Here is a 20862-nt window from a genome sequence, read left to right as displayed (position 1 = left end):
AGCCGAAAATATGCCCGTTATTCCACATGGTCACAATCTGTTTGCCGTCGATATCACCTACAATGTCCCGATGTCCGAGATCGAGCCGCACATTGAACCGCATATGGGCTTTATCGCCAAGGGATATGCAGAGGGGCGGTTCCTGGCCTCTGGTGCCAAAGTACCCCGCACCGGCGGCATGATTATTGCCATTGGCACCGACCGGGCAGAGATCGAGACGCTGATGGCGCAAGATCCCTTTACCATTGCCGGGGTGGTCGCATTGCAGATCACGGAGTTCAAAGCCGCCAATGTGGCCGATGCGCTGAAATAAATTTTGCGCGCAGGTGCTAACCGGTCTTGTCGTCTTCGTCCAGACGCAGGCGGATTTCACGTAGAACCGGCAGGGCCGCCCGCACCTTGTCTTCGCCCAAGTCGGTCATCATGTTGTCCAACATCGGCACAATGGCCGCCAAAGCCGCATCGCGTGCCGCCCGACCAGCCGGACTGATCGACACCAGCTTACGCCGTGCATCGTCCCAATCCGGGCGAATATGGACGTATCCGGCAATCTCGAGTTTGCCCAGAGTATTGGTCATGGCTCCGCGCGTCAGGTGAAACGCCCGTGCCAATTGCGCCGGTGTTTTTTCGCCGCCGCGTGTCAGCAGATTCAAAACTGAAAAATGCGACAGTTCCATTTTGTTGGGCAGTACTTTTCCCAAGCGGGCACGCAACAACTGGTCCGCGGTCAACAATTCGCTGATCAAGGAAATTGCCAATGCACCTTCGGAACTGCTCATTTTGGGGCCTCAAAGCTACGGTCATGGGTCAGAGATGGCACCTTGCGTCGCGCTTCGTCAACTTGGGCCAGATCTATATCGACGCAAAAGACACCTGCATCGGTCCCGGCGTCCAACAAAACCTCTCCCCACGGGGAAACGACCATGGAATGACCATAGGTGGAACGCGACTTTCCTGCGCTGGCTTTGTGTTTTCCAGTTTGCGCGGGGGCCAGAATGTAGCAGCCGGTTTCAATGGCGCGGGCCTGCAACAATGGCTGCCAGTGCGCAGGGCCTGTACCGGGGGAAAAGGCCGCCGGAGCGGTAATAATCTGTGCGCCCGCTTGCGCCAAGGCACGGTGCAGATATCCAAAACGGACATCATAGCAGATGGTTAGCCCGATATTTCCAATACCGGTATGCGCCAAAACAGCCCGATCACCCGGCGCAAAACCTGCGGATTCACGATAGGTTTCCTCTGCGCTGACCGCGACGTCAAACATGTGAATCTTGTCGTAACGGGCTTCGATCTCTCCCTCGGGATTGATCAATAAAGAGCGGTTGGCGAACCGCGTTTCCGGCGCTTCGGACTTTAGCGCCAGTGATCCGGCCAAAATCCAGATATCCAACGCTTTTGCTTCGGCCTGAAGCCCCTTGAGCACCAGATCTTGTGCTTCGCGCACCAAAACAGCCTCTTGGTGTTTGCGCGAAAAGCTGACGATATTGGTCACCTCGGGGGTCAAGGCAAACTGCGCGCCTTGACCTATGGCATCGCGCAACATGGTGCGCAGGCTGGCCAAATTTTCTTCGGGGTCATCCGAAGACGTCATCTGTAGGATCGCGACCCGCATCACCCCGCAAGCAGCGAATCAAGTTTGCCCGCGCGCTCCAGCTCGTACAGTTCATCACAACCGCCGACATGTGTCGCGCCAATGAAAATCTGCGGCACGGTGTGACGTCCACCCGCGCGGTCCATCATTTCAGACCGACGGCCTGGTTCCACCAGCACATCCACCTCGGTGAACTGCGCGCCTTTCTGTTTCAAAAGGCGTTTGGCGGCGTGGCAAAACCCGCAAAGCGGGGAGGTATATAGTTCGACGGGTTGCATGGGCATTCCTTAGTCCTGTGTGCATGTTCTAAGGGCAGTTAGGGGTCCTTGGCAACGCGCGCTAGGACGCTCACGAAAACCTGACTGGCCCCAACCGCAAGACAGGCCTCGGCCGCAGCCGCCAAAGTGGCCCCTGAAGTCATAACATCATCAACGATCAAGATCGGCCGCCCCGCAACTTGTTCAACGCGTTTGGGCGGCACAATCAGCCCCCCTGATAGTGTATCGAACCGTTCTTCACGGGTTTTCCCTTCAAGGCTGGGTGTGGCGCTAGGCCGGGCCAGCGCATCAGGAGACCATTCAATGCCAAGCTCGGCTGCCAGCGCTTCGGCCAAAAGCGCCGATTGATTGTAGCGTCTGGCCAAGTGGCGATGCAGATGCAACGGAATTGGCACCGCCAGCATGTTGTCTAGAACCATGTCCCGCGACACCCTTGCCATCCATTTAGCCGCCGGTTTTGCGATGTCTTGCCTGTCGCCGTGCTTTAGCGCCAGAACAATGCGGCGCCCCTTGTCCTTGTACTGGATCGCGGCGCGCCCTTTTGTCCATGGACGTTCTGTTTTCAGGCAGTCGTCACAATGTTCCGCCCGATCCGATTGACCCGGCAATGCGGTCCCGCAAAGGTCACAGGAAAGCCCTGCTATAAATGGCGTGTCGCGCCAGCACGTTCCGCATAGGCCAAAGTCTGTTTCAACCAAACCACCGCACGAAAGGCATCTTGGCGGATAAACCAATTGCACTAGGGTTTGCATCCCGGCCGCCCACATCATATTTGCCTTTCATGACCCAAACACCACGCCTGACCGACCGCCAAGCCCTGATCCGCAACCGCACCCGCGCTTTGCGCGATCATCCAGCGCTGTTCTTGCATGAAACGGCTCTGGACGACGTACAGGATCGGCTATTGATGGTTAACAGAACGTTTACGGATGTCGCCATCGTGACTCCTTTTCCCCAAATATGGGCGACCGAATTCCCTGACGCGACCCTTATTTCCGATGATGAAGTGCTGGACCTGAAAGAAGGGGCGCATGATCTCGTGATACATGCGCTGGCTCTACAATGGGCGGATGACCCCGTCGGACAATTGATTCAATGTCGCCGCGCCCTGCGACCTGACGGATTGTTCTTGGGGCTGACGTTTGGCGGCGAAACGCTGCACGAATTGCGCGCAGCATTAGGACAAGCCGAGGTCGAGGTCACTGGCGGCTTGTCGCCCCGTGTTGCACCAATGGGTGAGATCCGCGATCTGGGCGCTTTGTTGCAACGCGCCGGTTTGAACCTACCTGTCGCAGACGCTGCTGCGCTGAATGTCACTTACCAAAGCCCCCTGCACTTGATGCGCGAATTGCGTGCCATGGGCGAAACCAACGCGCTACATGGCCGGTTGCGCCGCCCGACACGGCGCGCCGTGCTGATGCGCGCTATGGAAATCTATGCCGAAACCTATGCCAGCGATGACGGACGCATCCCCGCAACCTTTGAAATGATCACATTGACCGGCTGGTCGCCGGATGAAAGCCAGCCCAAACCATTGCGCCCCGGCTCTGCGTCACAACGTCTGGCAGATGCACTTGGGACAATTGAAAAACCCTTGAACGATTGACCTGTCGCCCCGACGCGATAGGTATCGCTTACAGAGACCGCCCAAAGGAGCCAAAATGCCGGATATGAAACGCCCTGCCGACCACCCGACCATTCCAAAGCAAAAGATCGGTATTTTGCTGGCGAATTTGGGCACTCCTGACGCGACCGACTATTGGTCCATGCGGCGTTATCTGAATGAGTTTCTTTCAGATCAACGGGTAATCGACTTTCCAAAATGGAAATGGCAGCCCTTGTTGCAGCTTATCATTCTATCCAAACGCCCCTTTACCAGCGGCGCTGCCTACCGGTCGATCTGGAACACTGAAAAAGACGAAAGCCCGCTGATGACCATAACGCGGGATCAGACTGCTGCGATTTCTGCGAAACTAACCGAGCAATATGGCGATCAGGTTATGGTCGATTTTTGCATGCGTTACGGCAATCCATCGACCAAATCCAAAGTTGATGCGATGGTCAAAGCCGGTTGCACCCGCATCTTGTTTGCGCCGCTGTATCCGCATTATGCCGGTGCCACATCCGCCACTGCAAATGACGCCTTCTTTCGCGCCTTGATGGACCAGAAACTTCAGCCCAGCGCCCGTACGATAACGCCGTATTTTGAACACCCCGCCTATATCGACGCCTTGGCAAAATCGGTTGAAGCCGGTTACGCCAAACTGGATCACGAACCGGATTTGCTGGTTGTGTCCTACCATGGCATGCCGCAGCGCTATTTGATGGAGGGTGACCCCTATCATTGCCAATGCCAGAAAGCGTCACGCCTTCTGCGCGAACGGCTTGGCTGGGACCAAAGCAAGATAGCAACCACTTTTCAGTCCGTCTTTGGCACCGAAGAATGGCTAAAGCCCTACACAGTTAAAGAGGTCGCGCGATTGGCCAAAGAAGACGGCAAAAAGCGAATCGCCGTTATTGCCCCGGCGTTTTCCGCAGATTGCATCGAGACATTGGAAGAGATCAACGAAGAGATTCGCGAAAGCTTTGAAGAAGCTGGCGGCGAAGAATTCACCTACATCCCCTGCCTCAATGACGAACCTGCGCATGTTGATGCGCTGTGTCAGGTAATCTCGGAAAACTTGGGTGGGTGGCTGCGCTAAGCGGCCCCTCAAAAACCGATTCCCCAAAGAAAAAGGCGGCACCGTCGCGCCGCCTTTAAATTTTTTAAAGCACTAAGGCTTACTGAGCAGCAGCTGCAGCAATGATAGCAACCAGCATCAGCGGGATAACGATCGCTGCGGAAGAAGAAGACTGCTGAGTCTCTTCAACAACGATTACGGGCTCCATGACAACTTCGTCTTTTGCGTAGGAACCGGCCATTGCGGTCGATGCGGCGCCAACGAATACTGCGGCGAGTGCGATTTTTTTCATGTTCTTCTCCAGATAATTGCCTGCGGAAAATGATATCATTCCGCAAGCCCCCAAGACTTTCCTCGTGTGTATCTCTAAGCAGCAAATTTCAAGAATTGCAATTGCTTCTCAACCCTCTGGCTATCAGCGCAGCGGTCTTGTCGTCAAATTAGCAACACTTGGGTACCCACTTTGGTCATCGCGAAAAGCTGCGCGATATGCTCATTATATAGTCCGATACAACCGTTCGAAGATTGGCGGCCAATTTTTCGCGTATCATGCGTTCCGTGGATTCGGTAATAAGTCCAGCTGAGATACAAGGCATGCGTTCCCAGCGGATTGTCAGGGCCCGGCCCCACAAATTCAGGCCATTCCGGATTACGTTTGCGCATCGCCGGTGTTGGCCGCCATGATGGCCCCTCAACTTTGCGGATCACTGATGTCCGGCCACGTTTTGTCAGATCTTCAGTCAAAGGAACCGAAGACGGGTAAAGATGGTAAACCCCTGATTCTTCCCAATAATGTAGGGCTCGAGACGAAATATCCACCAATACCGCGCCATTTCGAAGATTGTCAAAATAAGGCTGCCAATCCAAAGAGCGAAAGCTTGAAATATTGCGACGAACAACTTCTGAAATGTCGCGCTCAATCTCAACTGTGTCTTGACCGTCTACTTGCTGAGCCAGCATCGGAGTTCCGATTGTAGCCGCAGTGCCCGCCAAAAATGTACGGCGACTAAGGCTCTGTCCTGCTAACTTTTTCATTGTCCAAGCTCCTCTCAGACGATTTCATTCTTGAGGTACACATTATGGCGCGAATGCCTCAGTCGCAAATCAAACACTTGTTAACTGGCGCGCTCACGCCGATGTGGGTTTGATTGGCAACGCTCTTTTCGTTAAGCACATGGTATCCGAACGATTTTAAGAGCAGCCAAATGAACCGTCGCGCCTTTTTAGCACTGTCTGCAGCCACAGCCATCGCGGCATGTAGCTCAAATCCGTCCTCAACTCCTTTGGGCGCCGATGGCAAACCCAAAACGAAATTATATAGAATCGGTCCCGGGAGCGCGAATCGAATCCAGTTTCGGGTTCTTGATTCCGTCAACGCCCTACGACAGGCAGCTGGTGTGTCTACGCTTCAGATGGATGCCAAACTAAACGCCGCGGCGGCAACCCATTCCCGCGATATGGCGGTCCAAAACCGGCCTTGGCACTTTGGGTCCGATGGGTCGTCGCCTATCGACCGTGTTCAGCGTGCCGGATATTCCGGCCGCATGGTTGGCGAAACAATTTCCGAAACCTACGAGACAGAGCTACAAACTCTCTCTGCATGGATGGAAGAGCCTTCGACACGCGCCGTCATCCTTGATCCATCGGCACGTGACCTAGGGTTTTCTTGGCACCAGGAAAGCAATGGCAAAATTTGGTGGACCATGGTTTTGGGGTCACCTGATTTGGCCGCGATCCCCGGTATGGCAGCCGCACCTTTGGATAGCGCGGTCAGCGCCGGTTAATCACGACCTTTGGCATGGCGACCAAAAACCCCTTTTGGCTAGGGGTTGATCTGGATCGGCGTGCCGTTACCAACCATGGAATAGATATCGCGCATTTCTCGGTTCGTCACCGCGATGCAACCCGCTGTCCAATCACGGCCACCTTTGCGATCTTTCCAAGGACGACCGTGAATAAAGATGTCACCGCCCGGAGATTGCCCCAGCGCTTTAGCCTCGGCAATGTCATTGGCATTGGGGTACGAAATCCCAATGCTCAGGTAGAAATTGCTGTTGGGGTTACGGCGGTCAATGCGATAGTTGCCCTCTGGCGTGCGGCCATCCCCGCGAATTTTCTTGTCGTCGGTCGGCCGAAATCCCAGCCCAATTCGGTAGTCTTTCAGAACTTGTTTGTTGTGCATCAACAACATGCGACGTGCGTCTTTAAAGACAATCACTTGGGTGACCTCAGGCCCCTTGTATGTTTTGAACTTCGAACTGCATGCCGACACACTGAGCGCCAATAAAACAATTGAGAATACCTTAAAGAACCGCATAACACTGCCTCGTTTTTTTGCGACAACTGTACCGCATTTTACGCAACCAGAACAGCACACGATTTCGTTAGTTCTTGGGTCCGGCCTGCTCTTGTTGTGCCAGCCGGTTTTCAATGGCGATCAAACGATCAAGCACTTGATCGCGGTATGCATCCGTCTTGAGCGTGTCCTCTTCGGAATGCGCGTCTTGCATCGAATTCACGATCAGCCCGACCAGAAGGTTCACAACAGCAAAGGTTGTGACAATGATAAACGGGACAAAAAACACCCAAGCGTAAGGGAAAATCTCCATCACCGGGCGCACGACACCCATCGACCAGCTTTCCAGCGTCATGATTTGGAACAAGGTATAAGCCGACAAACCAAGGGTCCCAAACCATTCCGGAAACGCGTCGCCGAACAGCCGCGTTGCAATCACCGCCCCGATATAAAAGATAATCGCCATCAGCAAGAAGACGCTGCCCATGCCCGGCAGCGCGGTGATGAACCCTTCGACTACGCGGCGCAGTCTGGGCGCTGCTGATATCACTCGCATCACCCGCAAGATCCGCAAAGCCCGCAAAACCGAAACCCCTTGTCCCGCAGGAACCAAGGCTATGCCGACAATTGCGAAATCAAACAGATTCCAGCCGTTAAGGAAAAACCGCCAACCGCGCGCGATCAATTTCAGGGCAATCTCAATGACAAAAATCGCCAAACACGCCTTGTCGATTAGGATAATCGCACCGCCCCAACGGTCCATCAAGCTGTCAGAGGTTTCAAGCCCCAGCACAATTGCGTTCAATACGATCACACCGATGATCAGATATTGAACAGACTTTTGATCCAGCCAGTCGCCCAAGCGTGCGCGAAATTCCATTTTTTACCCTTTGTACTCAAACTCTGCTGCCAGTTCGACATGGGTAGACCAACGGAACTGGTCAACCACCTGTACCCAGTTCAACGCGTAGCCATTGGCGGTTAAATGCGCAGCATCTCGGGCAAAGGTCACCGGGTTGCAGGATACAAAAGCGATTTTGCGAACGCGGGCGCGTGCCAATTGCTCAACCTGTGCTTCTGCACCCGCACGCGGCGGATCTATGACCACGCCGTCAAATTTTTCCAGTTCGTCCGGCAACAATGGATTGCGGAACAAATCGCGCGCAGCATGTGTGACATGCTTTAGCCCTTGTGCATTCCGCCAGCCATGGTCCAACGCGGCAATCATCGCTTTGTCGCCTTCAACTGCATGTACCCGTGCATCTTGGGCCAGAGGCAGGGCAAAGGTGCCGCATCCGGCAAACAGATCGGCCACGTATTTGACGGGACCAAGGGCCTCGCGAACCGACGCCAACAAGGCTGCCTCACCATCGGGAGTTGCTTGCAAGAAAGCACCTGGCGGCGGCGTTACATCCGCCACACCAAAGCGTTGAACAGGCGGGTGACGGGTCAGTGCTTCGTCGTCCCATGTGACGCGCGCCAAATGGTATTTGCGGCCCAAAGCACCCAGCGCTTCGCGCAATGGTGTGTCAACAGGTTTACCGCCTGTAACCGACACATCCAGACCGGACTTGCTTTGCGTCACCAAGGCCGACAGTTCGCCCTTGCGGCTTGCGCCCAGCACAGCCAGATCTTCGACCAAAGGCAAAGACGCGGCGATTTCTGGTGACACCAGCTGGCAATCCGGCACCGCGACAACAACGTCCGATCCCTTTTTGTGAAATCCGGCCAATGCACCCTTTTTGGTGCGCCGCGCTGAAAAAGACGCCCGGCGACGGGTCTGCGGTGCCGATGTGATGCAGCTGCGCAATTCTGTTTCCAACCCCTGCGCATCCAACGCGCGGCGGATCACTTCGGTTTTCCACGCGCTGGCGAAACTGTCGCTGGCGTGCTGCAACTGGCAGCCACCGCAGGATTTCGAATGCCTGCATGGCCCTTTGACCCGCTGGTCAGACGGAGTCACAATCTTGGGCGCGGCCATAATGCCGTTTTCGACCACGCCCTCGACTTCTTCTCCGGGCAAAACGCCGGGGACAAAAATCGGGCCATTGGCGGGGTCAGGGGACGCGGCGATCCCGTCGCCTTTGTGCCCTAGTCTTTCAATAATCAAACGCTGCATAAAACGCCTATTGCCCGCAATTTTGCGCTGCGTCGAGGGGTTTCAGAACATCCCAGCAGCAACACGCTTATTCCGCAGCCTGTTGCGGGTCTAAAAATCCGCCCGATTGACGCGCCCAGAACCGAGCATATAGGCCGTTTTGCGCCAAAAGCACATCATGTGGCCCTTGCTCGACGATCCGGCCCTTATCCAGCACGACGATGCGGTCCATCTGCGCTATGGTCGACAACCGGTGCGCAATGGCCAGAACTGTTTTGCCCTCCATTACGGTGGTCAATGCCTCTTGGATTTCGGCTTCGACCTCAGAGTCGAGCGCGCTTGTTGCCTCATCCAAAATCAAAATTGGTGCGTCTTTGAGAATGGCGCGCGCCAAGGCGATCCGCTGCCTTTGTCCACCAGACAGCTTGACCCCACGCTCACCAAGACGGGCATGGTATCCGCTACGCCCTTCGTGGTCCTTAAGCTCCAAGATAAAATCATGCGCAGAGGCGCGGCGCGCGGCCTCGTAGACCTGCTCATCGCTCGCGTCCGGTTTGCCGTAGCGGATATTCTCCATAGCGGACCGATTGAACATCGCCGTTTCCTGAGTGACCATCCCAATGGAATCGCGCAGGCTGTCTTGAGTGATCTCGGACACATCTTGCCCATCAATGGAAATCGTCCCTGCTTCGCGGTCAAACAGCCGCAAAAGCAGCGAAACAAGTGTTGATTTCCCGGCACCCGAGGCCCCGACAACCCCCAGTTTTTCGCCCGATTTCACCACCAGATCAACATCCTGCACCCCACCGGTTGCGCCGCCATAGGCAAAGCCGACTTGGTCAAAAGCGATCTCTCCGCCCTCAACAGCGAGAGGTGTGGCGCTTGCGCTGTCCTCCACCCGCTGGGCCGGAGCAAGAGTCTTCATACCGTTTTCAACTTCGCCAACGTTGGAATAGAGCCCCATCAGCGTAAAGCTGACCCAACCGGTCATTTGCGATACCCGCACCGCAATGGCCGCCGTTGCGACCACATCGCCCGTCGTCGCAATGCCGTCGCGCCACAAAAGCAACGACGCCCCAGTTAAGAGCACGGGCAAAAGGCCGGCAAGCAACATCAAGAAGAAGCGGAAGCTGGCAGACAGCGCCCCGAAGGCCAACGATTTGTCCCGCAAACCAACCATGGCGCCTTGGGCAGCCAGTTCTTCGTGACGATCAGAGGCAAAAAGCTTGACCGTTTTGATATTGGTGATCGTATCGACCACCTGCCCGCTTACATTGGCGCGCGCACCCGCCCGTTCCCCGGAACTGATCCTGATCCGCGGCAAGTACCACCGGATCAATGCAAAATAGCCAACCAACCAGATCGCAAATACGGTCAAAACACGGGCGTCAATTGTCGCCAGCAGAAACACCGATCCAACCAAGGAGGCGAAAGCAAAAACGATAGCGCTGATAGCTTCGGACACCACCATGGTCAAAGACGTCGCCGTTTGCATCTGCTTTTGCGCAATTCGCCCTGCGAAATCGTTATCGAAAAACGTCACCGACTGGCCCAAAGTCCACCGGGTCAGCTTGGACAAAATCAGCGGCGGAATATTGGGCATGACAATGTAGTTGTTTGCCATAGACGACAGACCAAACACGATTGGCCGCATCACAATAAAGAAGGCAACAACAACGATTAAAAAGCCGGTATTCTGTGCGCTAAAAAACGCCTCTGTCCCCAAAGTGGTGGCCTTGTCGACAACCAGACCCATAAAATAAGCAGTCCCCGCCTCCATCGCGCCAGCGATTGCCGAAAACAGTGCTGCGACAAAGATCATCACCCATGCACCGGACAAGGCCCAACGGATGAACGCACCCAAAGTTGTGGGTGGCGGCGTGTCCGATCGCTCGAACGGTTTAATCCAATCGGCTACCTTCATTCCGCTACCCTCGAATCGTTAATCGGCTTTGTGTCCGGATCGATAAATCCACCAGACTGGCGTGCCCAGAATCTGGCATATAGCCCTCCCTGCGCCAAAAGCACGTCATGGCTGCCCTGCTCTACAATCATGCCTTGATCCATTACCAAAATACGGTCCATTTCGGCGATGGTGGACAGCCGGTGCGCAATCGCAATCACCGTTTTGCCCTGCATCATCCCGTACAGTGTATCTTGAATCGCGGCCTCAACTTCGCTGTCCAAAGCGCTTGTCGCCTCATCCAGTAACAAGATCGGTGCGTTTTTCAGGATCACACGCGCCAGCGTCACCCGTTGCCTTTGACCGCCGGACAATTTGACCCCGCGTTCGCCGACATGGGCGTCAAACCCCTTGCGCCCTTCGGGATCTTCAAGATCCAGAATAAACTCATAAGCCTGCGCTTGCTTGGCGGCAGAGATCATTTCGGCCTCAGAGGCATCGGGCCGGCCATACAGGATGTTGTCGCGCACCGAGCGATGCAGGAGAGAGCTGTCTTGCTGCACCATACCGATGTTCTGACGTAGGCTGTCTTGGGTCACTTGCGTGATGTCTTGTCCATCAATCTTGATTGTCCCGCCTTCAGGATCGTAGAATCGCAACAGCAGTTTGACCAAAGTCGATTTGCCCGCGCCGGACCGCCCGATCAAACCCAGTTTTTCGCCCGGTTGAATGTCGATAGACACATTCTGCATGCCACCTGAGTCGCGCCCGTAATGGTGTGTTAGAGACTGAATTTCGACCCGCCCAGCGGTGAGTTCCAGCGGTTTGGCATCCGGTGCATCTGTCAATGTAATCGGCTGCGCGATAGTCTCCATCCCTTCGGACACAACCCCCAACTGGCGAAACAACGTGGTCAGAGCCCACATGATCCACCCCGTCATTGCATTGAGCCGGAGCGCCAAGGCGGTGCTGGCAGCAACCACACCTGCACTTGCGTCGCCCTGCATCCACAACCAAATCGCCCAGCCAACAACACCAACGATCAAGAAGCCGTTCAGCGTAACCAAAGCGACATCCATAAAGGTATAGAGCCGCATTTCCTTTTGGAACGTCTGGCGCGTGACTTCGATAGCCTCTTTGGCGTAGGTCAGTTCACGATCATGGTGAGCGAACATTTTGACGGAGTGGATGTTGGCATAACTATCGACAACCCGTCCAGTGACCTGACTGCGGGCATCGGATGCCGCTTTGGACGCCGGGCCAACGCGCACAATCGTCCAGCGCATCAACACCGCATAAACCGCCAGCCACAAGACCAGCGGGATCATCAAACGCGGATCTGCGTCACCCAGCATCACCAAGGCCCCGATGACATAAGCCACCGAAAAGGTCACTGCGTCAAAAACCTGAAAGACAGCTTCGCCCGCGGCGGGCGGCGTTTGCATAATGCGATTGGAAATCCGTCCCGCGAAGTCATTTTCGAACCAACCAACCGACTGACGAAGCACATGCCCATGCGCCCGCCATCTGATCAAGGTGCCAAAGTTCGGCAAGATTGCGTTGTTGAGGATCAAAACATCCAGTGCTTGGACAATGGGCCGGACGATAAGGATGAAGGCGGCAAGCAATATCAATAGTTTGCCGTTTTGCGCCCATGCCTGCGTAGGATCACCGGTCAGGATATCGACAACCCAACCCATGGCCCAAATCAAAGCGACCTCAACCGCAGCCACGACAACAGACAGCAAGGCCGCCCAGATAAACACCTGTTTGAAGGGACGCGAATAATCCAACATGAAGGGCAGCAACCGCGTCGGCGGCGTGTCATTTTGGGGATAGTCGCAATAAGGATCTACAAGATTTTCAAAGAAACGAAACATTCGGAGGGCTCCTGAATAGAGCGGTAATCATAATGGTGAAGAGAGTGCAGCCATTGCCGGACCACACATGCAGACAGGCTCAGACGTAGCTGAAATAAAACCTGTCTCGCACCATCATGTATCCTCCTTGGGTTGATTGTGTGATAGCGCAGAATCCTACGTTTGTCACCCCTCGCCGCGCAATGCCAAAAGCGCTTCTTTGCCCAAAGTGAAATCAGAGGCGATCCAAAGGTTTTCGAGATGTTTTAAAGTCCGTCCAAGGGCTGCGCCCGAAATCTCAGGCATCAGGTCAGCGGCAATCACTGGAAACCGGAAGGATGCGGCGGCTTGTAGGCTTGGCACATCCGGCAAGGTCAAAGGGTGTTCAAAGCTTGCAGCTTGCAATGCAATCGCCTCGGTGGCCACTTTTGCCCCGTGGCGATATGCGATTACTTTGGGTGGCTCGGTCGCGCCAATCAGGCTCCGATACAGGTCAAGTTGCCTTTGCTGGGCTTTTGACAAACGCAAAGAAGGACCATCCGAAAACCCCATAACGGCCAAGCGGCGCAGCGCGTTGGGGGCCAAAGACAGCGTGGTTTCATGCAAGATCAACGGCCCCAAGCTGCGAGAAACGGCCCCCGGAAGGATCTGCATTAACACTCCTGTTTGCTCCATAACCGCGACGGCCATAACCGGATCGGCTGCCGACAACAGCTTGATCATCTCAGAACCGACCCTTTCGCGCGATAGCTGCGAAAGCCCGTCCAAATTTCCTGCAATGGCGGCCAAGGCGTCGGCATCCATGCCTGCCTCAGGATCGCCAAACCATGCGAAAAACCGAAAAAACCGCAAAATGCGCAGATAATCTTCGCGGATGCGAAGGTCTGCATCTTCTATGAATCTTAGATGCCTAGCTCGAAGGTCAGGAAGCCCGCCCAATGGATCAAGTACAAGACCGCGACGGTCTGCATAAAGTGCATTCATTGTGAAATCTCGGCGAATGGCGTCTTGGCCGATGTCGTCGGAAAACTGCACCACGGCCCGGCGGCCATCCGTCTCGATGTCAGCGCGAAACGTGGTGACTTCATAGCCTTCACCCTCCGCAACAACGGTGACGGTTCCATGATCTACCCCGGTTGGAACGGACCGCAGACCCGCTTTTTTCGCCAACTCAATCACGGTCTGTGGACGGGCGTTGGTGGAAATATCCACGTCTGCGACAGCAACATCCAGCAGTGCATTTCGCACACAACCACCCACCGCATAGGCACTATATCCGGAATCTTCGAGCATCGCCAAAACCGACTGGGCCCCAGCAGACGTCAACCAATCACCGGAGACCGTGGTCATCGCGTCACCCGATCAGCCAGCCCGCGCAACATCCGCGCTGTGGCGCCCCAGATGTAGTACGGCCCAAACGGAGCCGTGAAATAGTGACGCCGACGTCCCTGCCAACGACGGGATTGAATGCTGTAACGGGCGGGATCGACGACATGTTCAAACGGAACAGAAAAGACTTCATCCACCTCTCCCGGTTCAGGAATTGGTGTAAAATAGTCTCTAACAAGGGCCAAAACAGGCGTCACTTGAAAGGCCGTCACCGTTTCATGGCATGGCAGGGTCCCAATGACCTCTACGTTGCTTGGGTTCAGGCCGATCTCTTCGTCGGCCTCACGCAGCGCTGCGGCGATGACGTCAGCATCCCCTTCGTCGACCTTTCCACCCGGAAACGCGATCTGGCCCGGGTGGTGTTTTAGACGCGAAGACCGCTTGGTCAACACCAGCTCCAGCCCGTTTGGCCCCTTTTGAAATGCCACCAATACCCCCGCTGGCCGTAATTTCCGCCCAGCCGGCATTTGCACATCGGGATTCAAGTCGAAATCAGAGGACGGTGCCGAACTTTCGCCCAGCGCCGCCTTGAGAATTTCGATTTGGTCAGTGATCGGCATCTTTTGCCTCAAATCCAACAGTCAAAGGATCAAGAACATAATGCGCCGAGCAGAACTGACAATCTGCGGTTACCTTGCCGTCGTCCGTGGTCATCGTCTTGATGTCCTTGGCCGAATAGATCGACAGGCTTTGGCGCACGCGGTCTTCGGAACAGGTACAGCCGAATTTGACCGGCTGCGGGTCAAAGACACGGGGCTGTTCTTCGTGGAACAGGCGGGTCAGCAGGGTTGTTGGTGTCACGCTAGGGCCAATCAGCTCAAGATCATCAACAGTGTCGAGGTGGAAGTTCACCCGATCCCAGTTTTCCGCCATCTCAGCTGCAGTTTGCGCCGGCTGGGCGACCACGTGTTCCGCGCCTTTCATCAAGGGCGATTGCTTGGGCATGTGTTGCAACATGATCCCGCCAGCGCGCCAATGTTCCGGAACGCCAGGCTCGGTCGATTTACCAAAGGATAAGCCAAAACGTGTCGGCAGCTGTTCGGACTGCTCAAAGTATGCGGTAGCGCAATCTGACAGGCTGTTTCCAGCCAGCCCGGTGATCCCCTGATAGGGTTTCATTCCATCGCCCTGATCAACCAAGACCGCGAAATACCCTTCTTTGCCGAGCAGCTCAAACGGCGCAATGTCGGTAATCCGATCCTTGTCGAAACTGGCATAGGCGCGGATGCGAGCCGGCTCACCCTCTTCGGACGGGCCATAGTAGTCGGTCGCAATCATGCGTACCGCACCTTTGGTCTGAACCTGTAGCGACAATTTCCAGCGCAGCTTAATGGTTTGACCAATCAATGCAGTCAACAAAGCCATCTCAGCCACAAGTGCTTCGACGGGTTCTGGATAGGCGTGTTGTTTCAAAACACCTGACAAAACGCCGTCCAAACGGGCCACACGGCCACGCATATCTGTGCGGTCAAGCTGAAAGGGCAGGACTGTATCGTCCCAAGCGATTTTGGTGCCAATGCTCATGGGGTTTCCTTATCTGCCGGGGGATGGCATATCGCAGCCATATAGGTGCGATCAAGTCAAACGCAAAGGGCCAAGTCATGATGAAGCGCTTTGGTAGCCCGCCACAGCAAGAAAAACGATATACTTTGCGGCCCGGTGCCTATGCTATTTTGCCGAGAAACGGCCGATTGCTATTAACCGAACAGGCCCCTGGTCCCGAACTGCAACTACCTGGCGGGGGGATAGATCAAGGTGAACACCCACTGGCGGCCTTGCACCGTGAAGTCATGGAAGAAACAGGGTGGAAAATTGGCAGGGCGGTCCGGCTAGGTGCCTTTCGCCGGTTCACTTTTATGCCCGAATACGACCTTTGGGCCGAAAAGCTTTGTATTATCTATTGCGCCCGTCCCGTGCGCAAACTGAGCGCACCAACCGAGCCGGGTCATCGCGCCTTATGGCTGGGCCTGAAAGCAGCAGCATTGCGGCTGGACAATCCTGGCGATGCACATTTCGTGGAAAAATTTTGTCTATAGGTTTTCAATCAACCCGCTCCTTGAGAATGTCAAACTCTAACAGGGCGGCAGATACATCGTCGCTCAGCTTGGTCGGGTCCTCCATCTGCGAGGTCAGCCGCCAGTACAAGTCTTCTACCAAATCGGGACCCTGACCGCATCGGGCCGCTTCTTTGAAGAAGACGGCCAAACCATCCTCGCCCAACATCTCTCCGTTGTTCATAACGGCTTCTGTGAAACCGTCAGAATAGAGCAATAGCATATCACCTGAATGCATTTGGAATTCATGCTGATCATAGTCGACTTCTTCGATCAAACCGATGGGTAATCCGCCATCACCAATGAAGTCCACATCCCCGTTCGCCCGCAAAATCATCGGCGGTGAATGCCCCGCTTGAACCATTCGGACACGGCCCGTTTGAAGGTCGGCCGCGCAGTATGCCATGGTCAAATATTCCTCAACCCCCGGATCAGCTACCAGTCTTTGGTTCAGCAGACAGGCCGTTTCTGCAGGTTCTCTCATGGCATAAAATCGGGAAAACCGTTTTTCCAAAGCGACGTTTTGATCTGGGAAGTTACTGGAAAGATAACCTGCAACACGCGCCGTCACCATGGCCGAGGTGATTCCGTGACCCGAAACGTCAATATTATAAAGGCCAAGGCGATCGTATCCGGGGCGGAACATCCCCACCAAGTCGCCCCCAACATGCCCGCAAGGACGCAGCAAAAGGCTGACCCGCGATGTCGCAACTTCGCAAACCCGCTCAGGAACAAGCGATTGTTGAATTGTGCGGGCCTGACGTAAATCCTTGTCGATGGCTTCGTGTATTTCTTGCAGTTCAGTCAATGCCTCAGACACTTGTCTGTTTTTATCAGACAGCTGCCGTTCCATTGACAAGACCCGCGCACCTGCATTGATCCGCGCGCGCAATTCATGGGAGTTTACCGGCTTCGTCAGGAAGTCGTCTGCCCCTGCATCCAGTCCTTGTGCCACATCCCCCTTCTCACTCTTGGATGTAAGAAGGATGAAATATCCATAGCTGTCGCGGTGCATGTCCCGGAACTTACGGCACAGCTCAAGACCATCCATCCCCGGCATCATCCAATCGGACAAAACCAAATCTGGCTTGTCTTTGGCGCAAATTTCCAAGGCCTCTGCGCCGGACTCAGCGGACAGAACTTCGAAACCCATACGGCTTAGCATGGCGGTCATGATCCGCAATTGTAACCGACTGTCATCAACAATCAGCACAACGCGCACGACACCCGTCAGCGCGGCTGGTTTGTTGACGGGGTCAGTTTGCACGGCGATTCCTTTGAACAGAGTCTTGCTTGAGTACCGTCCTAAGCCCAGACTCTTAACGACGACTGAAACATAAAATGCAAGCTATCCCAATTGTCTCGGAAACCTCTTGTTCACCCTCAGCCCGTATTTTCACAAGCAGGAGGTGACCTATGATCGACTGGTCTCGCGTTGACGAACTCGTAGAAGAAATCGGTGCAGAAGACTTTGGTGAAGTCGTTGAACTGTTTCTGGACGAGGTTGAAAACTCTATTGGTGTCTACGCTGAAGGAGCAGATGATGCCGTAATTGCCGAAGAGCAGATGCATTTTCTCAAGGGCGCAGCGCTGAATCTGGGCTTCGAAGCCTTGGCGCAGCTTTGCCTAAAAGGCGAAAAAGCAGCAGCTTCAGGCCGTGTTGGGGTCGTTTCACCGGATGAATTGCGCACAACCTACGAAGGCTCGCGTGACGTGTTTCAGGCCGAACTTCCGGCCAGGCTTGCCGCGTAGCAGCTATCTAGTGAACCGCGTAAATCGGGTGTTAGATCACAAATTGCGCCAGGATTTCGTCTTCGGTGATGTCTTGGTATGCAAACCCATTGGCATCCAGACGATTGAACAATTGCGCAAACTGTTCTGGATCACTCGTCTCGATACCAATCAGAACCGAGCCAAAGTTTCGTGCCGATTTCTTCAGATACTCAAATCTTGCGATATCATCATCGGGGCCAAGCAGATTCAAGAAATCCTTCAATGCGCCGGGCCGTTGCGGCAAACGAAGGATAAAGTACTTTTTCACCCCCGAATACCGTTGCGCACGCTCTTTGACCTCTGGCAATCTTTCAAAATCAAAGTTGCCACCAGATGCAACGCAGACAACCGTACGTCCCTTGATCGCCTGCCCAAGATCTTTGAGCGCATCAATGGACAGGGCTCCTGCCGGTTCCAAAACAATACCTTCGACGTTCAGCAGTTCAATCATGGTCGTACAGAGGCGGTCTTCGGGAATTGTAAGCGAGCTGGCCAAACCAACCCCCTTTAGAATCGCAAAAGTCTTTGCACCAATCTTGGCCACTGCCGCCCCGTCGGCAAAGGTGTCTACCTTTGGCAGACTTGTGGGTTTTCCCGCTTGCAACGCTGCGCGCAAGCAAGCCCCCCCCAAGGGTTCAACAAACGTATATTGTGTCTGCGTTCCAAAATAGCTGAGCAAACCGGAACTAAGGCCGCCGCCGCCCACTGGAATAACCAAGTGGTCGGGAACCCGCCCCAACTGTTCGGCAATTTCCACCCCGACACTGGCCTGTCCTTCGATGACATCCTCGTCATCGAAGGGCGACAAGAAATGCCCGCCTTCGGATGCACAAAACGCCTGCGCAGCCCCAAGACAATCGTCAAAATAGTCCCCAACAAGGCGGATTTCGACATTGTCACCGCCGAACATGCCCGTTTTCTGAATTTTTTGTTGTGGTGTTGTGACCGGCATAAAGATCACGCCGCGCACGCCAAAATGCTTGCACATATAGGCGACACCTTGGGCGTGATTTCCAGCGCTGGCACAGACAAACAGACCCTTGTCTTGCTGTTTGCGCATCGCATTCAACGCACCGCGCAGTTTATAACTGCGCACCGGGCTCAGATCTTCGCGCTTGAGCCAAATATCAGCATCAAACCGTTGCGAAAGATGATCGTTGCGCAGCAAAGGCGTTTCTGGAAACACCTCGCGCATCGCTGCGGTGGCTTGGCGGGCTTTGTGCTGAAAATCACTCATTTGCGATGAGTGACCCAGACCCGGCCCGCGTGCAAGTCACTCAATCGGCCGACCTTCGATATAGTGACCGTAAAACGTTGTCAGTACACTGACGTTGACCAAGGCAAGCGCAAGGGCAACCGGGATCGAGACAAGAATGCCTAGCAGCGGAAGAATCGCCGAGAAGGCCAAAATCACCAGTTGCAGTAAAATGTTAGCGCCGAAAGAAACAATCATCAGGATAAAAATATCAAAATTCGCCCCCTTGGTCGCAGCGAAAGCAGCCCCAAGCGAAATCGGTTTTTCAACCGCACAGGCGGGCAGAATTACAATCACCCGATAGATGCCAATTGCCAAAAGAACGTACGCGGCACCAAAGGCCAGCACACCCAAAACCGGAATCACCATCAGCAGGCCAGCAACCATTCCCACAGGGATCATCAGCAGCAAAGCCAGCAACCCCAACAAAATAATACGCCCGAAATAGCCCAACACCGGACCAAATCTAAAGGGCGGCACCCAGCCTGTTGGAAATTCTTCCAGTAAAACAAACCTATGCCAGTTCACCACAATCCACAGCATGGACATCACAGCCACCAGCCAAACCACAAGAACGCCCGAAATCACCTGCGGTTGCGAAAAGACATAATCCATGTCCTCGGGATTCACGCCGCGAAACAATTCAACCGCAGCCGAGCGCAAGACCACCACGCCGAAGGCAACCACCAACAGCACCGGAACCAAACCAATTTGCAAAGCCTCGCGCCAATTGCGCAACACCATCCCAAATGCGTGTTTAAAAATCAGCCAGCCCTTCATGACACCCTCACCGTTTGTAAAAACTGCCAAATGGCTACCACGTCGCGGGCCTGTGTCAACAATGGTGCCTAGCGCGGGGTCAGGTAAGCGGCCGCTTCTCAACGTAGTGGCCATAGATTGTTGTGACGATACTGACAGCTAGCAATGTCAAAAACAGATTGGCCGGAATGAGCAGTAAAACACTGATCCCTCCCACCAGCCTTTCAACCAGACCAACCCCCAGTGCCAAAGCAACAACAACCGAGGCGCAAAGACCAATCACTATCAGAAAATCAACATTGGCCCCCTTTGTTGCTGCAAGGGCCTGCACCAGTTTGAGGTTCTTACCGATCGCAGCTGCAGGTAGGATGGGGGACAAGCGGGTAAACACAATCAAGATGATGGCGTAAAAACCGAAAATCACCATATTCCCCGTCCCCGGCATGGTTAACAGCGCTGCCGATAGGATCGTCAGTAGAACCAGCAAAAAGCAACCGATGAGCAACAGCATGAAAATGCGTGCCAAGTACGCCAGTACCGCCCGCAGATAGGGCCGCGGAATCCAACCTTTGGGATATATCCCTAGCAAAATAAAACGATGCCAGCCCACAAATACCCATATGGCACAAAGGATGATGGCACCGAAAACCCAAAAAATCGGTGCCAAAAGGGCGTTGCTTGGCACCTCTTCTGTTCCAAATGGGTCGACGTGCTGAACAAAGCCAAAGATTTCAGGGCCCACAATCGCCACCAAAAATCCAAAGAGGATAAACATCGGAACCAATCCGATTTGAACCGCCTCACGCCAATTCCGAAGCACCATAGACATGGCGTGTTTGAAAATCAGCATGCCCTTCATCGTACCGCCCCTTACAAAAAACTGTCTTATGGCTACCACGCCACATGGGTCAGTCAATCGCGCAGCCTTG

General features: G+C 54.5%; 24 protein-coding genes. 6 read left to right on the top strand and 18 right to left on the bottom strand.

Annotated features, from left to right (window positions below):
• Positions 1 to 10 precede the first annotated feature (10 nt).
• The gene (locus tag C8N36_RS20865) at positions 11 to 313 is read left to right on the top strand and encodes a YciI family protein (protein WP_097806643.1); all 303 of its coding nucleotides are present in this window, start codon (positions 11 to 13) and stop codon (positions 311 to 313) included.
• A gap of 16 nt (positions 314 to 329) precedes the next feature.
• Here C8N36_RS20865 and C8N36_RS20860 read toward each other — a convergent pair whose 3' ends face one another.
• The 4 genes from C8N36_RS20860 to C8N36_RS20845 are packed head-to-tail and all read right to left on the bottom strand — an operon-like array spanning position 330 to position 2618.
• Positions 330 to 779: a MarR family winged helix-turn-helix transcriptional regulator gene (locus tag C8N36_RS20860; protein WP_097806642.1), complete on the bottom strand. Its 450-nt coding sequence runs from the start codon at positions 777 to 779 to the stop codon at positions 330 to 332.
• A complete protein-coding gene (locus C8N36_RS20855) occupies positions 776 to 1609 on the bottom strand; it encodes a carbon-nitrogen hydrolase family protein (RefSeq protein WP_097806641.1) in 834 nt (277 codons plus the stop codon). Before C8N36_RS20855 ends, C8N36_RS20860 begins: the two co-directional genes overlap by 4 nt.
• On the bottom strand, positions 1609 to 1866 hold the full coding sequence (grxC, locus tag C8N36_RS20850; RefSeq protein ID WP_097806663.1) for a glutaredoxin 3: 258 nt from the start codon (positions 1864 to 1866) through the stop codon (positions 1609 to 1611). Before grxC ends, C8N36_RS20855 begins: the two co-directional genes overlap by 1 nt.
• Positions 1867 to 1904: 38 nt before the next feature.
• Positions 1905 to 2618, bottom strand: a complete 714-nt coding sequence (locus C8N36_RS20845) for a ComF family protein (protein ID WP_097806662.1) — start codon at positions 2616 to 2618, stop codon at positions 1905 to 1907.
• A gap of 29 nt (positions 2619 to 2647) precedes the next feature.
• Between C8N36_RS20845 and C8N36_RS20840 the strand changes: the two genes are divergently transcribed.
• Both C8N36_RS20840 and hemH read left to right on the top strand, forming a co-directional pair.
• On the top strand, positions 2648 to 3472 hold the full coding sequence (locus tag C8N36_RS20840; protein WP_097806640.1) for a methyltransferase domain-containing protein: 825 nt from the start codon (positions 2648 to 2650) through the stop codon (positions 3470 to 3472).
• Between the two features lie 55 nt (positions 3473 to 3527).
• Positions 3528 to 4568, top strand: coding sequence for a ferrochelatase (gene hemH / locus C8N36_RS20835; RefSeq protein ID WP_097806639.1), 1041 nt, complete (start codon positions 3528 to 3530; stop codon positions 4566 to 4568).
• Positions 4569 to 4647: 79 nt separating this feature from the next.
• Here the strand turns inward: hemH and C8N36_RS20830 are convergent, their stop codons facing one another.
• Together C8N36_RS20830 and C8N36_RS20825 are read right to left on the bottom strand one after the other, a co-directional pair.
• Entirely contained in the window at positions 4648 to 4839 is a 192-nt protein-coding gene (locus tag C8N36_RS20830) for a ferrochelatase (RefSeq protein ID WP_097806661.1), read from the bottom strand.
• Between the two features lie 143 nt (positions 4840 to 4982).
• Positions 4983 to 5582: a L,D-transpeptidase gene (locus C8N36_RS20825; RefSeq protein ID WP_097806638.1), complete on the bottom strand. Its 600-nt coding sequence runs from the start codon at positions 5580 to 5582 to the stop codon at positions 4983 to 4985.
• A 170-nt stretch (positions 5583 to 5752) separates the two neighbouring features.
• Between C8N36_RS20825 and dalA the strand changes: the two genes are divergently transcribed.
• Positions 5753 to 6331 (top strand): divisome-associated lipoprotein DalA, encoded by a 579-nt coding sequence (dalA, locus tag C8N36_RS20820; RefSeq protein ID WP_097806637.1) that lies wholly within the window; start codon positions 5753 to 5755, stop codon positions 6329 to 6331.
• 38 nt (positions 6332 to 6369) lie between these two features.
• On the opposite strand, the gene C8N36_RS20815 is transcribed toward dalA, so the two are convergent.
• The 8 genes from C8N36_RS20815 to hslO all read right to left on the bottom strand — a co-directional run bounded on the left by C8N36_RS20815 (position 6370) and on the right by hslO (position 15616).
• Positions 6370 to 6864, bottom strand: a complete 495-nt coding sequence (locus C8N36_RS20815) for a L,D-transpeptidase family protein (RefSeq protein WP_097806636.1) — start codon at positions 6862 to 6864, stop codon at positions 6370 to 6372.
• Between the two features lie 67 nt (positions 6865 to 6931).
• Complete coding sequence (locus tag C8N36_RS20810; protein ID WP_097806635.1) at positions 6932 to 7723, bottom strand: ion transporter; 792 nt, start codon at positions 7721 to 7723, stop codon at positions 6932 to 6934.
• A gap of 3 nt (positions 7724 to 7726) precedes the next feature.
• Complete coding sequence (locus C8N36_RS20805; RefSeq protein ID WP_097806634.1) at positions 7727 to 8962, bottom strand: class I SAM-dependent RNA methyltransferase; 1236 nt, start codon at positions 8960 to 8962, stop codon at positions 7727 to 7729.
• Positions 8963 to 9029: 67 nt separating this feature from the next.
• Positions 9030 to 10865 carry an ABC transporter ATP-binding protein gene (locus C8N36_RS20800; protein ID WP_097806633.1) on the bottom strand — a complete coding sequence of 612 codons (1836 nt, stop codon included), beginning with the start codon at positions 10863 to 10865 and terminating at the stop codon, positions 9030 to 9032.
• The gene (locus C8N36_RS20795; protein ID WP_097806632.1) at positions 10862 to 12724 is read right to left on the bottom strand and encodes an ABC transporter ATP-binding protein; all 1863 of its coding nucleotides are present in this window, start codon (positions 12722 to 12724) and stop codon (positions 10862 to 10864) included. Before C8N36_RS20795 ends, C8N36_RS20800 begins: the two co-directional genes overlap by 4 nt.
• 165 nt (positions 12725 to 12889) lie before the next feature.
• A complete protein-coding gene (locus C8N36_RS20790; RefSeq protein ID WP_097806631.1) occupies positions 12890 to 14053 on the bottom strand; it encodes a CCA tRNA nucleotidyltransferase in 1164 nt (387 codons plus the stop codon).
• Positions 14050 to 14652 carry a CoA pyrophosphatase gene (locus C8N36_RS20785; RefSeq protein ID WP_097806630.1) on the bottom strand — a complete coding sequence of 201 codons (603 nt, stop codon included), beginning with the start codon at positions 14650 to 14652 and terminating at the stop codon, positions 14050 to 14052. The genes C8N36_RS20790 and C8N36_RS20785 overlap by 4 nt, the downstream gene beginning before the upstream one ends.
• Entirely contained in the window at positions 14639 to 15616 is a 978-nt protein-coding gene (gene hslO / locus C8N36_RS20780; protein WP_097806629.1) for an Hsp33 family molecular chaperone HslO, read from the bottom strand. The genes C8N36_RS20785 and hslO overlap by 14 nt, the downstream gene beginning before the upstream one ends.
• A 77-nt stretch (positions 15617 to 15693) precedes the next feature.
• On the opposite strand from hslO, the gene C8N36_RS20775 reads away from it, so the two are divergent.
• Positions 15694 to 16128 carry an NUDIX hydrolase gene (locus C8N36_RS20775; protein ID WP_097806660.1) on the top strand — a complete coding sequence of 145 codons (435 nt, stop codon included), beginning with the start codon at positions 15694 to 15696 and terminating at the stop codon, positions 16126 to 16128.
• A 4-nt stretch (positions 16129 to 16132) separates the two neighbouring features.
• Here C8N36_RS20775 and C8N36_RS20770 read toward each other — a convergent pair whose 3' ends face one another.
• On the bottom strand, positions 16133 to 17413 hold the full coding sequence (locus tag C8N36_RS20770) for a PP2C family protein-serine/threonine phosphatase (RefSeq protein ID WP_255253631.1): 1281 nt from the start codon (positions 17411 to 17413) through the stop codon (positions 16133 to 16135).
• Positions 17414 to 17562: 149 nt separating this feature from the next.
• Here C8N36_RS20770 and C8N36_RS20765 point away from each other — a divergent pair, with 149 nt between their 5' ends.
• The gene (locus tag C8N36_RS20765) at positions 17563 to 17898 is read left to right on the top strand and encodes an Hpt domain-containing protein (RefSeq protein ID WP_097806628.1); all 336 of its coding nucleotides are present in this window, start codon (positions 17563 to 17565) and stop codon (positions 17896 to 17898) included.
• Positions 17899 to 17929: 31 nt separating this feature from the next.
• Here C8N36_RS20765 and ilvA read toward each other — a convergent pair whose 3' ends face one another.
• The 3 genes from ilvA to C8N36_RS20750 form a co-directional block, all read right to left on the bottom strand.
• Entirely contained in the window at positions 17930 to 19156 is a 1227-nt protein-coding gene (ilvA, locus tag C8N36_RS20760) for a threonine ammonia-lyase IlvA (RefSeq protein ID WP_097806627.1), read from the bottom strand.
• A gap of 36 nt (positions 19157 to 19192) precedes the next feature.
• Positions 19193 to 19954: a hypothetical protein gene (locus C8N36_RS20755; protein ID WP_097806626.1), complete on the bottom strand. Its 762-nt coding sequence runs from the start codon at positions 19952 to 19954 to the stop codon at positions 19193 to 19195.
• A gap of 79 nt (positions 19955 to 20033) precedes the next feature.
• Entirely contained in the window at positions 20034 to 20783 is a 750-nt protein-coding gene (locus C8N36_RS20750; protein WP_170125943.1) for a hypothetical protein, read from the bottom strand.
• Between the last annotated feature and the right edge of the window lie 79 nt (positions 20784 to 20862).

Origin of the sequence: Pelagimonas varians (assembly GCF_003208435.1) — a bacterium.
Taxonomy (GTDB): Bacteria; Pseudomonadota; Alphaproteobacteria; order Rhodobacterales; family Rhodobacteraceae; genus Pelagimonas; species Pelagimonas varians.
Note: the sequence above shows the minus strand (reverse complement) of the source record. Positions and strands in the feature narration are given on the sequence as shown.